This window comes from Rhizobium sp. NFACC06-2 (assembly GCF_900101425.1).
GTDB lineage: Bacteria > Pseudomonadota > Alphaproteobacteria > Rhizobiales > Rhizobiaceae > Agrobacterium > Agrobacterium leguminum.
The window spans coordinates 267,307-280,942 of record NZ_FMVA01000002.1 but is presented as its reverse complement, the minus strand read 5'-3'; the positions used below and the strand labels follow the sequence as shown (position 1 = coordinate 280,942).

Annotated in this window: 13 protein-coding genes; 10 read left to right on the top strand and 3 right to left on the bottom strand. The window is 59.2% G+C overall.

Translation table 11 applies throughout. The features are described from left to right. Positions 1-25: 25 nt before the first annotated feature. The 5 genes from F3H58_RS05755 (at position 26) to F3H58_RS05735 (ending at position 5,833) form a co-directional block, all read left to right on the top strand. Complete coding sequence (locus F3H58_RS05755) at positions 26-970, top strand: ABC transporter permease (protein ID WP_020810438.1); 945 nt, start codon at positions 26-28, stop codon at positions 968-970. Then, a complete protein-coding gene (locus F3H58_RS05750) occupies positions 960-1,865 on the top strand; it encodes an ABC transporter permease (RefSeq protein WP_149741513.1) in 906 nt (301 codons plus the stop codon). The genes F3H58_RS05755 and F3H58_RS05750 overlap by 11 nt, the downstream gene beginning before the upstream one ends. Positions 1,866-2,004: 139 nt before the next feature. Then, positions 2,005-3,087 (top strand): ABC transporter ATP-binding protein, encoded by a 1,083-nt coding sequence (locus tag F3H58_RS05745; RefSeq protein ID WP_020810436.1) that lies wholly within the window; start codon positions 2,005-2,007, stop codon positions 3,085-3,087. 12 nt (positions 3,088-3,099) lie between these two features. Then, on the top strand, positions 3,100-4,110 hold the full coding sequence (locus F3H58_RS05740) for an ABC transporter ATP-binding protein (protein WP_149741512.1): 1,011 nt from the start codon (positions 3,100-3,102) through the stop codon (positions 4,108-4,110). Between the two features lie 229 nt (positions 4,111-4,339). Continuing rightward, positions 4,340-5,833, top strand: coding sequence for an ABC transporter substrate-binding protein (locus F3H58_RS05735; protein WP_149741511.1), 1,494 nt, complete (start codon positions 4,340-4,342; stop codon positions 5,831-5,833). Positions 5,834-6,080: 247 nt separating this feature from the next. Here F3H58_RS05735 and F3H58_RS05730 read toward each other — a convergent pair whose 3' ends face one another. Next, the gene (locus F3H58_RS05730; protein ID WP_003521591.1) at positions 6,081-6,335 is read right to left on the bottom strand and encodes a heavy-metal-associated domain-containing protein; all 255 of its coding nucleotides are present in this window, start codon (positions 6,333-6,335) and stop codon (positions 6,081-6,083) included. A 106-nt stretch (positions 6,336-6,441) separates the two neighbouring features. Next, entirely contained in the window at positions 6,442-7,899 is a 1,458-nt protein-coding gene (locus F3H58_RS05725; protein WP_188128789.1) for a TrkH family potassium uptake protein, read from the bottom strand. Positions 7,900-7,979: 80 nt separating this feature from the next. Between F3H58_RS05725 and ilvA the strand changes: the two genes are divergently transcribed. The 3 genes from ilvA (at position 7,980) to F3H58_RS05710 (ending at position 11,019) form a co-directional block, all read left to right on the top strand. Beyond that, the gene (ilvA, locus tag F3H58_RS05720; protein ID WP_065654028.1) at positions 7,980-9,254 is read left to right on the top strand and encodes a threonine ammonia-lyase; all 1,275 of its coding nucleotides are present in this window, start codon (positions 7,980-7,982) and stop codon (positions 9,252-9,254) included. Between the two features lie 70 nt (positions 9,255-9,324). After that, a complete protein-coding gene (locus tag F3H58_RS05715) occupies positions 9,325-9,636 on the top strand; it encodes an HlyU family transcriptional regulator (protein ID WP_065654027.1) in 312 nt (103 codons plus the stop codon). A 117-nt stretch (positions 9,637-9,753) separates the two neighbouring features. Then, entirely contained in the window at positions 9,754-11,019 is a 1,266-nt protein-coding gene (locus F3H58_RS05710; protein ID WP_149741510.1) for a GGDEF domain-containing protein, read from the top strand. A gap of 28 nt (positions 11,020-11,047) precedes the next feature. On the opposite strand, the gene F3H58_RS05705 is transcribed toward F3H58_RS05710, so the two are convergent. Then, a complete protein-coding gene (locus F3H58_RS05705; protein WP_080856228.1) occupies positions 11,048-11,665 on the bottom strand; it encodes an FMN-dependent NADH-azoreductase in 618 nt (205 codons plus the stop codon). Positions 11,666-11,814: 149 nt separating this feature from the next. On the opposite strand from F3H58_RS05705, the gene F3H58_RS05700 reads away from it, so the two are divergent. After that, positions 11,815-12,783, top strand: a complete 969-nt coding sequence (locus F3H58_RS05700; RefSeq protein ID WP_149741509.1) for a LysR family transcriptional regulator — start codon at positions 11,815-11,817, stop codon at positions 12,781-12,783. Positions 12,784-13,055: 272 nt separating this feature from the next. Then, positions 13,056-13,598, top strand: coding sequence for a DUF2087 domain-containing protein (locus tag F3H58_RS05695; protein WP_149741508.1), 543 nt, complete (start codon positions 13,056-13,058; stop codon positions 13,596-13,598). Positions 13,599-13,636: the final 38 nt, after the last annotated feature.

Genomic DNA, 13,636 nt, shown 5'->3' with positions numbered 1-13,636 from the left:
CAATTGTGGTGAAGGAGACCAAGCCATGTGGATACAGATAATACAGCGCTTCCTTATTCTGTGCCTGATGCTGGCGATCGTGTCTGTCATCGCGTTTCTTTTGCCCTATATGGCGGGCGGCGATCCGGCCCGCACCATTCTCATGTCGCGTATGCGAGATACGGCGCTCGATCCGCATGCGGTCGAGGCGCTCAGGGTCAGCCTCGGACTGGACCGCCCGCTCTATGTGCAATATTTCGCATGGTTGTCGGGCGCGCTGCGGGGCGATCTCGGATTTTCCTTCACCAGCAGCCAGCCGGTCGCCGCCGAGCTTTTGCGGTCGCTCTGGGTGTCGGTGACGCTGGCGCTGACGGCGCTGGCGGTCGCGGTGGCCGTCGCCCTGCCGCTCGGCACCCTGGCGGCGATGCGTCCCGGCGGTCGGCTGGACAATTTCGCGACGCTGATGATCCAGACCTTCGTTGCAACGCCCGAATACTGGTTTGCGCCGATGTCGGCGCTGGTCTTCGCGCTCTATCTCGGCTGGTTGCCCTCAGCCGGATGGGATAGCTGGCGTTCGCTGGTGCTTCCCGCGCTTACCCTGACGCTGCGGCCGCTCGCCTATTTCACCCAGGTGACGCGCGCGGCAATGGCCGAGGTTCTGCGCGCGCCCTATATCACGGCGGCCCGCAGCCGTGGTCTCGGCATGCATGGCACCGTCATGCGCCACGGCATCCGCAACGGCTCGCTGCCGGTGGTCACCTTCTTCGCCCTGTGGCTTGCCGGCCTGCTTGGCGGATCTGTGGTCGTGGAAGTGATCTTCGCCATTCCCGGCATGGGCCGGCTTCTCTACGACGCCGTGGTCAATCGCGATATTCCGATGCTGCAGGGCGGTTTCATCTGCATCGTGGCGCTCTCCATCCTGATCAATACCCTGGCCGACAGCTTTTATGTCCTGATCAATCCAGCAATGCGAGCTCACCATGACCATTAGCCACTTCCCGAGCGCGTCTGCCGCCGCCATGCCGATGACCACGCCCAAGCGCCCTTCGAACCTCGCCCGGTTCACGGATTTCATCCGCCGCCGGCACTGGACCTTCTATGCGGGATCGGCGATTTTTCTCGTCATCATCCTGCTGCTGGTGATCGCGCCGTGGATTTCGCCCTATGATCCGGCAAAGCAGAGCCTGCGGCTCAGGCTGAATGCGCCGAGCGCCGCCTATTGGCTTGGGACGGACCATCTCGGGCGCGATGTCTTGAGCCGGCTTTTGATCGGCGGCCGCTTCACGGTCACGATTGCCGCCATCACCGTCATTCTGTCGGTGGTGATCGGAACCTTCATCGGCATCATCAGCGGCCGCAGCCGCGGCATCCTCGACGAAGTGCTGATGCGCATCGTGGACCTGCTTATCGCCATACCGGACGTGGTGATCGCGATTTTTCTCGTCGCAATCTTCGGTCCGGGATATGGCACGCTGATCGCGTCGCTGACCATCGTTGGCTGGACACCTTTTGCGCGGCTGGCGCGGGGGCTGACGCTCTCGGTCAATTCCCGCGAATATATCCGCGCGGCAGAGGTGCTCGGCTGCACACGGCGCTTCATCATCTTCCGGCATATCATTCCCAACACGATCTGGCCCATCGCGGCCGTGGCGTTCCTGCGCTTTGGCCACAAGCTGATCACGGTGGGCGGATTGTCGTTTCTGGGCCTTGGCGTACAGCCGCCGGCGGCCGACTGGGCGCTGATGCTGGCCGATGCGCAGGCTTACGCGGAACGGATGCCCGTTCTCGTCATCGCACCGGGTCTGGCGATTTTCCTGGCGGCGCTGAGCGTGACGTGGATCGGCCATGGCCTGAACCTGGAAACGAAGAAAACCAACGGTCATTGACGCCTGCCAACGGGCAATGGTCGATTTGACGATTGTCAAACATAGATGACGCAACGGAACCGGAAGGAGAGTAATATCGTCTGAAGCCGCATGAAGAATACGCAATGCCTCCGATTCAATAAAAATAAGGGGAACTCTTATGAATATCGAAGGACAAACGCTTGCCAATACGGCCATGTCCCCTGAATGCGCACCGCTTCTGGAGATAGAGGACCTGCACGTTTCCGTGCCGGCGCAAAATGGCCGCAAGTTTGTTATTTCGGGCCTGACGCTTTCCGTCAACGCCGGAGAAGTCGTCGCTCTCGTCGGCGAATCCGGGTCGGGCAAGAGCATGACGGCGCTGTCGCTGATGCGGCTTTTGCCGCAGGGCGCGGAAATCAATTCCGGCCGCATTTCCTTTGCCGGTCGCGATATTCTCGCTCTTTCATCCTCCGAACTCGATGCGCTGCGTGGCGCCGATATCAGCATGCTGTTCCAGCAGCCGCAGGCCATGCTCGACCCGACCAGCCGGGTGAGGACGCAGGTGGCGGAGCCGCTCTGGATCCACCGTAAAATGAGCCGGCACGCAGCACTTAACCGGGTCGTCGGCCTTCTGTCGGATGTCGGCATTCCCGATCCGTCGGCACGGGCGCAATGCTTTGCGCATGAGCTTTCCGGCGGCATGGCGCAACGTGTGATGATTGCGGCCGCACTCTCGGGCAATCCGCAGCTTCTGATCGCCGACGAACCGACGACGGCGCTTGATGTCACTGTCCAGGCACAAATCCTGCGCCTGCTGGACGACGAGCGCCGCAAGCGCCGGCTTGCCACGCTGCTCATCACCCATGATCTCTCGGTCGTCGCCGCCTTCGCTGACCGGATCGCGGTCATGTATGCCGGCCGCATCGTCGAGGAGGGGCCGACCCAGGCGATCCTCAAGGCGCCGCAGCATCCCTATACCAAGGCGCTCATCAGCTGTTCGCTGTTGACCACCGACAGCGAGGGGCAGCTGCTGACGATCCCCGGCTCCAGTGCGCAGGCCCATGACATGTCCTGCGGCTGCCGGTTTCATCCGCGCTGCGCGCTTGCCAATTCGGCAGGCATGAGCGGCCGCTGCATGGCCTCGGAACCGGATTTGAATGCCTTGCCCGAAGGCCGCAAGGCGCGGTGCTGGGCGGTCGGTCACGACCATGCCAACCACGATCATACCGGTCACGACCATGCCGGTCACACGGTCTGCTGAGGGAGGGCGACGATGCTAGCAACAGCGACGACACAGACCCCGCCATCGGCGGAAAACAGCAAGCGGCCATTCGTGGTCGCGAAGAACCTTTGCAAATATTATCCCATATCGGGCTTCGGTCACCGTGTGGTGAAATCCGTCGACGATGTTTCCCTGACGATCGGCGAGGGGGAAGTGCTTGGTCTCGTCGGTGAATCCGGATGCGGCAAAAGCACGGTTGCCGGGCTGATTACGCGGCTGACCCACGCAACGAAAGGTGAGGTCAGCATCGGGCAGAACGATATGCTGCACATGCAGGGTGAGGCGCTCCGGCGTATGCGCCGGGTCGTGCAACTGGTGTTTCAAGACCCTTATTCCGCACTCGATCCGCGCATGCGTATCGGCCAGAGCATGGAAGCGCCGCTTGCCCAGCATGGCATCGGCACGCGCGAGGAGCGCACGGCAAGGGTTTTCCGGATGCTGGAAGAGGTCGGCCTCGACGGCTCTTTTTACGATCGGTATCCGAGCCAGTGTTCCGGCGGCCAGTTGCAGCGCGTCGTCATCGGCCGCGCGCTGCTTCTCAATCCGAGCTTCCTTGTCTGCGACGAACCGACATCGGCGCTCGACGCATCGATGCGCACGCAGATCCTGAACCTTCTGATGGACATGAAGCGCCGTCACGGTTTGACGGTTCTGATGATTTCCCACGATCTGCGCGTGGTGCGTTATCTCTGCGATCGCATCGCCGTGATGTATCTCGGACGTGTCGTTGAAATCGCCGACCGGGAGGAGCTTTTCCGGGCGCCGAAGCACCCCTATACCAAGGCTCTCATAGCATCGTCGATGCTGGACGAGACGGGGTTATATGCACCGGAGATGCTTCTGGACGGCGATCTGCCGAGCCCTCTCAATCCTCCCAACGGCTGTAAATTCCACACCCGCTGCAAATATGCGACCGAGATATGCGGCGAGGTGGAGCCCGTTCTGGAAGGCGTTTCCGGCGAGCATTTCGCGCGCTGCCATCGCTGGCGGGAATGGGGCTGACGGACAACGCAGTTACAGTTCTCTGTTGCCGTAAAACAGATGAATTGTGTGTTTTCGGATTAATATCGGAATAAAATTCCGAGTATAAAACGTAAAATAGATAATATTCGAATGGATAATCGAGAGATATCCATAGGGTATTCTTATTGACTTTATAATGATTGAGTGAAATTTCGTGAAAATATGCGAATTGTGAGCGTTGTCATCAAAAATAAAAGGGGAATATTCTATGATGAAGCACGTACTTCTGGCGTCATGCGCCATTGTGGTTTCGTTTGGAGCGGCTGCGGCAGAGGCCGCCACGATTACCTATGACGATTATACCGGCGTCAAGACCGGCTGGCAGATGGCTTCCGACGATGCCTATCTGGGTTCGCGCGCCGGCTGTTTCGAAAGCCTGGTCCGCGTCGGTTATGACACGAAACTGGAGCCGGGGCTGGCCGAATCCTGGACGCAGACCTCGCCGAAGGTTTGGGAGTTCAAGCTGCGCAAGGGCGTGAAATTCCAGAACGGCGAGCCGCTTAATGCCGCTGCCGCAGTCAATGCACTCACCAATCTTCTGAAAGCGCCCGTTCCGGCCCGGGCCTTTTCGCCGAAGCTGATCGCTGCCGTTGACGCAAGCGGTGACGATATCGTGAAGATCACCACCATCGAGCCATCGGTGCTGCTGCCGGCGCAAATGGGAAGCCCTGCGACTTCGATCCTCGCGCCGTCAGCCTATAAGGATGGCAAGGTCGATCCGATTGGAACCTGCACCGGCCCCTTCAAGATCACCAAGGTTGATCCCAACCAGTATATGGAGCTGACCGCGAACCATGACTATTGGGCCGGTATGCCGAAGCTTTCGGGTGGTCGCGTGAACTTTATTCCGGATGCCGATACGCGAGCCACCCAGATAAGAAGCGGTGAAGTGCAGATTTCGCGCGTGATCCCACCCTGGACGGTAAAGACCGTTGAAGCGGCCAAGGGCGTCAAGGTTGCGCCGATCACCGTGCCGCGGATTACCGAAATGCTGCTCAATAATTCAAAGGCGCCATTCAAGGATATCAAGGTTCGGCAGGCGATCCGGGCCGCCATCGATACCGCCGGTATTGCCGACAGCATCTATGAAGGCGTGGTAAAGCCCGCAACCATGCCTTTCGCACCGGGTGAGCCATGGGCGCCGCAAGACGTCGCACCCGCTTATGACCTGGAGAAGGCAAAGGCTCTGCTGAAAGAGGCCGGAGTTGCTCCCGGCAGCCTGAAGCTGACGCTTCTCGCCTACACGGAAAGAACCGAACTCAAGGATGTTGCCGCCGTTATCCAGGCCCAATTGCAGGAAATCGGCATCAAGGTCGATGTTCGCGTTGCCGACTACACCGCGATCGAGCCCGATCTTCTTTCCGGCAACTTCGACATGGTTCTTCTGTCGCGCGGTTATGCCACCGATGTTGCAGAACCGATCGGCTTCCTCAATGCCGATTACACCTGCACAGGCGGTTACAACATCTCGCATTATTGCAGTGAGGAAACGGACAAGCTGATCAAATCGGCTTATGCGGTTGCCGAGCCGGCCAAGCGTTACGCCATCTACGCCGAAGCGGCGAAAAGGGTTTATGATGAGGCCGTCACCGTCTACCTCATCCATGAAACCGCCTTTGATGCCTATTCGGACAAGGTTGAGAACTTCAGGCCGCATCCGATCAATTACTTTATCATGACTAAAGATTTGGCCGTGAAATAAGCTGATCTAGATTAGCTCACAAGATAAGGCCCGGCTCGCAGGAGCCGGGCCTTAGTGCTGATAGGGTGCCGTCATGCCTCGGTGTGAAACTGTCGCTACATGGTTCTGCAGGAATATCTTGTAGGGAATATCTGAAAGGACGAAATTCGATGTCGTCCAAAGGGTGCCACGCGGGTTCAGCGTGAGGCGGGGCAGATGGGGCGATCCGGCGGCCGCAGGGATGAAGCGCCGCCGGTATCTCTTCGGATCAGGCGCGTGCTTCCGGCGTATAGCCTGCAGCGGTGATGATCTCGGCAATACGTGCTGCATCGGAGACGCCGCCAACCACAACCGTGCGGCTTGCCGGATCGGCATGCACGGCAGCGCCGGGAACGGTCTTTTCGATCGCGCCCTTGATCACTCCTGCGCAGTGACCGCAGGTCATGTCTTCAACGTGAAAAGAAAGGTCTGCATCAACCGGTGCCGTCGTGGTTTCGGCGTGATGCTGGTGAGCGGTGCACATAGGCGGTTCTCCATGGTTTGGAATTCTAACAGGAGGAGCCTGGACTATTCCAACGTGGGAAGGTCAAGCGCTTTATTCGCTCGCGCTCAACAAGTGTGTCACGACATCAACTGCGCCAGAAGATCGGCATCAGCAGCACCAGAACAGTAAGGATTTCCAGACGTCCGAGCAGCATCAGGACCGACAGGAGATAAAGCGCGGGATCGCTGATGGTGGAGAAATTGCCGGCCGGGCCGATGATCGGGCCGATACCGGGCCCGACATTGGCGAGCGAGGTCGCCACGGCCGAGGTTGCGGTCAGGAAATCATAACCCATCAGGCTCATGGCAAGGCTGCCGGCGATCCACAGCGCGATGAAGCAGCTGACGAAGAGGAAGATCGTCCGGATCGTATCGGGATCGACCACCTGCTGGCCGTAACGCACCGAATAGACCGCGTTCGGATAGATCAGCTTCTTCAGCCCGGCGCGCACCACGTTGAACATGATGAGAAAACGATAGGCCTTGATGCCGCCCGCCGTCGAGCCGGAGCAGCCGCCCATGAAGGTTGCGAAAAAGGCGACGATGATGACGAAAGGCCCCCAGAGCGTATAGTCGTCGCTGGCAAAGCCACCGGTCGAGAGGATGGAGGTCATATTGAAGAAGGAGTGGCTGAGCGCATCGTCCAGCGGCACGCCGTTCCTCAGATGATGATACACGCCGACTGCGATGGAAATCGCGCAGAGATAGCCGAGAAAGACGGCGATCTGCGGGTCGCGTAGCGTTTCCAGCCGGCGGCGCACGGCAAGCAGGATCATGACCGAGAAGGGCAGGCTGCCGAATATCAGGAAGATGGTGGCGATCCACAGCAGCGCCGTATTGTTGAAATAGGCGAAAGATGCGTCATGGGTGGAGAAACCGCCGGTAGCGATCGTCGACATGGCATGGTTCAGCGCATCGAAATGCGACATGCCGGCAAAATCATATGCGACCGTGCAGGCCAGTGTCATGATGATATAGATGCCCACGAAAGCCCGCGTGAAGCTTGCCAGCCGCGCAAAAGGGCGGTCGTTGCCGGTATCGGAGGATTCCATACGGAAGAAGGTCATGCCGCCGACGCGCAGCAGCGGCAGGATGAAGAGACCGAGCGCGACGATACCGATACCGCCGAGCCAGCACAGCAGCGAACGCCACAGAAGGATACCCTGCGGTGCATTGTCGAGACCGGCAATGACGGTCGATCCCGTTGTCGTAATGGCGGAAATGGATTCGAAAAGGGCCTGGCCGAGCGTCAGGTTGAGTTCGGACAGGTAAAGCGGAACCGCGCCGACAATGGAAAAGACCAGCCAGAGCAGGTTGACCAGCAGAAAGCCGAAACGTTTGTTGAAGGCCGCAATCGGCCCGCGTGTCGCCAGCGCGCAGGCAAGCGCAAAGCCTCCGCACATGAAACCCGACAGCGCAAACACCATCCAGTCGTCATTGCCGTAATAAAGATCGGTAAGCGCCGGCAGAAACATGGCCGTCGCCATGTAAAGCCCGAAGATGGACGCCACATAGATGACCGAGCGCATAAGATTGCTGTTCAAGAAATCAAACCCATAGTTCGTGGCCGCGCTGAAATGAGTCTTTGTCTCGGACGCCGTCCTATGGCATAGCGGGTGCCATTATGAATTTCAATGGATTGACTATCGTGGACAAGCAGCTTGTGGAAGCAGCGCGGCGGGAAGTGCGGGAGATATTCCCGGAAACGCCGTTGCAGTTGAATGAACATCTCAGCCGTCGATATGGCGCGTCGATTTGGCTGAAGCGTGAGGATCTGTCCCCGGTTCGTTCCTACAAGATTAGAGGCGCATTCAACTTCCTGCGCAAGGCGGTGGCCAAGGCCGGCAAGGGCAAGGTTTTCGTCTGTGCTTCGGCCGGAAACCATGCGCAGGGCTTTGCTTTCGCCTGCCGTCATTTCGGTGTTCAAGGCGTTGTTTTCATGCCGGTGACGACACCGCAGCAGAAGATCGAAAAGACCCGCATCTTCGGCGGCGAATTCATCAGCATCCGTCTGGTGGGCGATATATTCGACCAGTGTTATGCCGCCGCCCGCAAATATGTTGAGGACAATGACGGCTACATGGTGCCGCCCTTCGACCATGAGGACATCATCGAAGGCCAGGCGACGGTCGCCGCCGAAATCATGGATCAGCTTCCGGAAGGCACAAAGCCGGATATCGTCGTCATGCCCGTTGGCGGCGGCGGTCTTTCTGCCGGTCTATCGGGCTTTCTGGCTGGCACGGTCCGCAAGGAGAACTTCGTGTTCTGCGAGCCGGAAGGGGCGCCGAGCCTGAAGAAAAGCCTTGAACGCGGCGAACCGGTGACGCTGAACAAGGTCGATAATTTCGTCGACGGCGCCGCCGTCGCCCGCATCGGCGACCTGAACTTCAAGGCCCTGAAGGATTTTCCGGCCGAGCAGGTCATGCTCATCCCGGAAAACGCCATCTGCGTGACGATCATCGAGATGCTGAACCTCGAAGGCGTGGTGCTGGAGCCGGCCGGCGCGCTGGCAATTACCGCGCTGGAAAAGCTCGGCCGCGAGAGGCTGGAAGGCAAGACGGTCATCGCCGTCGTCTCCGGCGGCAATTTCGATTTCGAGCGTCTGCCGGATGTGAAGGAACGCGCCATGCGTTATACGGGCGTGAAGAAATACTTCATCCTGCGCCTGCCGCAGCGCCCCGGCGCGCTGCGCGATTTCCTCAACCTGCTCGGTCCGGATGACGATATCGCCCGTTTCGAATATCTGAAGAAATCGGCCCGCAATTTCGGTTCGATCCTGATCGGTATCGAAACCAGCGCTAAGGAGAATTTCGCCGGCCTGCTGGAACGTTTCGAAGCCGCCGGTCTCGGTTATGAGGACATCACCGAAAACGACATCCTGTCGAACTTGATCATCTGATCGGAAGAGGCAGGGAAGGGCGGATCGTCTCCGCCCCTCAAAACTGACACAGATTGAGGGAGTGAAAGCCATGGCATCGTTTTTTTCCAAAATCCTCTCGGCCTTCGGCTCCGGCCAGCCGTCCTCCGACGCGCCGCAGAAGGTCGCCCAGGCGGAGCCGCATGCGCATGGCGACTATCTGATCTATGCGACGCCGATCAAGGAAGGCGGCCAGTTCCGCCTGGCGGGCCGCATCGAAAAAAAGGCCGGCGATGAAGTGCTGGTGCATGAATTCGTGCGCGCCGACGTCTTCACCAGCATGGACGATGCGGTTGAGTTCACGATCCGCAAGGCAAAGCTCATCATCGACCAGAACGGCGCTTCGCTTTTCCCAGGAAAATGATGACGCTTTCTTGCCTCGGATATTAAGATTCCGTTGTTTGCTTCGGCCTATCGTCTCTAGAGAGCATGGAGTCGCGCCAATCAACCCGCGCGATGTGGATCGATAGGGCATGTGCCGATGCAATGGGCAAATCTGGCCCTCTTTCTGACGGAGGCCATCGTCTATTTTTCGGTAATGACGGCATTCCTTCATTACCGGCATATTCTCGGCATCGGTGTTTTTCTCACCGCGCTGGGCGTCATGCATTTTCTGGAAACCTACCTGGCGGCCGTCTTTTACGTGCAGCTGCCTTTCGGTGTGGCGTCGCCCGGCTCCTCGATCCTTTTTGCCGGCAAGCTGATGATGATCCTCATGCTCTATATGCGGGAGGACGCGGCGGTCGTTCGACAGCCGATCTATGGCCTGTTTCTCGGCAATATAGTGACCGTCATCATGGCGCAGATCATCCGTTTCCATCAGACGGTGGCGATCGTTCCCGGGCAGTCGGTCAGCACCGCATTTCTGGATGACATGGGCGTGCTGATGGTCTGGGGAACCAGCCTGCTTTATATAGACGCCATCGCCATCATCCTGTTTTACGAAAAGCTGGGGCGTTATCTGCAGCGCCATATCGTACTGCGCTTTGCGATCTGCGGCGTCGTTATCCTGAGCTTCGATCAGGCGGGTTTTTATGGGGCGCTGCGATTGTTGTTCAATGCCCCCCTCGATGTCTTTTACGATGGCTGGAAGGCGAAGATGGCGGCAGTCGGCATCTATTCGCTGCTGTTTGCCACCTATCTCTGGCTGACATCGGCCAAGGGCCGCTTTCTGACACGCCGCAGCGTTGCCGATGTCTTCAACGATCTCACTTTCAGGGAACGTTACGAGGAGCTTCTGTCCCGCTCCGGACGCGATATGCTGACCGGCGTATCGGACCGCGCCCGCATGGAGCTCGATGCGCCCTCCGTCGTCGTGGAGTGCCTGGAGAAAAAGCGGCCGGTCAGCGTGCTGATTGTCGATATCGATCATTTCAAGACCGTCAACGATACGTTCGGGCACCTGCAGGGCGATGAGATCTTGCGGGAATTCGCCGCCGTCCTGAAGCGCGCCGTGCAGCCGCTGGGACATCTCTACCGCTTCGGCGGCGAGGAATTCGTGGCCCTACTGCCGGCGATGACGCATGAAACGGCGCTGGCATTTTCGAACAATCTTCGGGCAGCGATCCTTGCGGACCTGCAACGGCCGGACGGTTCGCCACTGACCGTCAGTATCGGCGTCGCCACCGCTTTCGAGGATGGGCAGCTTTTCCGCGCGCTCCTATCGGAGGCCGATGCGCGGCTCTATGCGGCAAAAAATAACGGCCGGGACCAGGTCCACGGCCGTTACGGAATGTGGGTCGGCTGATACCTTTTCGGTCTCAGCCTCAATCGGCTTAAGCGGCCTGCGCCAGCTCGGCAACCTTGGCTTCAGCGGCGGCCACAGCCTTTTCGACGGCTTCCGGACCGAATGCCAGGCCTTCGACATAGATGACTTCCACATCGGTCATGCCCATGAAGCCGAGAACGGTCTTCAGGTAAGGAACGGCATGGTTCATCGATACGGCCGGGCCTTCGGAGTAAACGCCGGCCGCAGCCAGAACGATGTAGACCTTCTTGCCAGTGGCGAGGCCGACCGGGCCGGTTTCGGTGTATTTGAAGGTCTGGCCGGCGCGGGCGACATTGTCGATCCACGACTTCAGGCCGGAATAAATGTTGAAATTGATGAGGCCGGTGCCGATGACGACGGTGTCGGCGGCCAGAAGCTCGGTCACCAGCTTGTCGGAATAATCGGCGGCAACCGCTTCTTCGGCGGTGCGCTGGTCGGGCGCCTTGCGGATGGCGGCGGTCTTGACGGTGTCGAGATGCGGGATCGGGTCAGCAGCGAGATCGCGGTGGACAAGGGTGTTGGAAGCCGACTTGGCCTTCAGCTTGCTTGCGAGTTCACCGGCAAACTTGTTGGAAACTGATTCGTCGCCACGCGGGCTGGAAGTGATGAGAAGAATGTTGGACATGGTCTTTCCTTGCATATGCGATGAATTGACGGGCGCCTTGGGAGGGCGGGAGAGCACGATGCCCTTCCTTTGCGCTCTATATGAAAAATTACTGCCATCAAGAAAACTGTGATAATGTGGAAGCAATCTATCGATGAAATGGATGGGACATGGACGCGAACCCGACCCTCGATCAATTGCAGGTGTTTTTGACGGTTGCCGAGACCGGCAGTTTTTCCGCCGCGTCACGTGCGCTCAATCGTGCCCAGTCGGTGGTCAGCTACACCATCGCCAATCTCGAGGCGCAGCTTGAAGTGACGCTGTTCGAGCGCAGCGGCGTGCGCCAGCCGAAGCTGACGGATGAAGGCCGCGCCATGCTGGAGGATGCAAGGCGCATCGTCGCCGGACTGCAGGAGATGCGCGCCCGCGCCAAGGGGCTGAAGCAGGGGCTTGAGGCGGAACTCTCGGTCGCCATCAGCACCATGGTGCCGGCGGAGGCCATGGTGGCCGTGCTGCGGGATTTTCGCCAACAGTTCCCAACCGTCACCCTCAGCCTCAATGTCGGCGAGCTGGGCATGGTCATGGAGATGGTGCTCTCCCGCAAGGCAGGTATCGGCATTGGCGGGGCGATGCTGCGTCAGGACGATGAACTCGTCGTCGAAAAGGTCGGCCATTCCTTTATGTTGCCGGTCGTCGCGTCGGATCACCCGCTGGCGCAGATCGAGCGGCCGCTGGGCCTTGCCGATGTGCGCGAGGAGGTTCAGCTTGTCGTCACCGATGCATCCGGCCTGACCAAGGGCCGCGATTTCAATGTCCTTTCCTACAAGACATGGCGGGTCAGCGACATCGCCACAAAATACCAGCTCATCAAGGGCGGTCTGGGTTGGGGCGGCCTGCCCGCATCGATCGTCCGTAATGACATCACCAATGGCAGACTCAAGGCGCTTGAACTCGAGGCCTATGAGCAGGGCGAATATCCGCTATTTGCGCTGCGGCGGGTCGATTCACCCGCCGGCCCTGCCGGCCAATGGCTTGCCGAAGCATTTCAGCAACGCCTCTCTGCCTGCCCCAACCACAAGGATTTCAACGGGATGCTTGCGGCACACAAGCAGAGGACCATTCCTGTCGCCGCTGAGTGACATTGTCTAATTATATCTGGACCGAGCGGAGCCACCTTTTCCCCGGCGTGGAGAAGAAACGCGCGGCAACCTCGGCGCTATGCCAGCAAGGCCAATTGACGTAGGCGGGTCGCCTGCCTATACCTAAACCACGGTCAGCATTTCACCGAGGCATCGCCGTCCCGCAAGGGAAGCTAAACCTGCATTTTTAAAGTTTGACAGCACTTATCCCGTGCCATGTCGGAAGCCGGCGATCAGCGACACCTTTTCGGAATGGCACTTGAGGGTAAGTCATGCCACGTTCGATCCTTTCCATTGATATCGCCGACCTCTCGACTTTCGCCAAATCCGTCCGCGAACAGATCGGCAGGCTGGACCGAAAGCCAAGCCATGTGGAGATGCTCAATCTTCTGAGCCGAGCTGCCGGGTTCCGAAATTTCCAGCACTTGCGAGCCTCGCGCGAGCCATCCGATGACAGCGGACCATCCCGGCCAGATATGCTGCCGGCAGCTAATGAGGGCAGGGTGCTGAAGACCGTTCGTGTCTTCGACGCTGCCGGCCGGCTGATGCAATGGCCGGCGCGCCGCTCGCAGCAGGAATTATGCCTCTGGTATCTATGGGCAAAAATTCCCGCCGGGCGGAGCTTTTCCGAGCGCGAATTCAGCAGCTTTCTGGATAGCCTGCACCTGTTCGGGGATGCGGCGATGCTGAGGCGCGATATGGTCGGCCTGAGGCTTATCCGCCGTAACCGGGATGGCAGCGATTATCGGCGCATCGAGCAGAAACCGCCATTGGAACTGCCGCTTCTGCTGCGAGCGCTCGGTGGGCGGGAATAGGGAAGTGCCCTCCCGACGATAAGCCGCCGAAAGGCCGC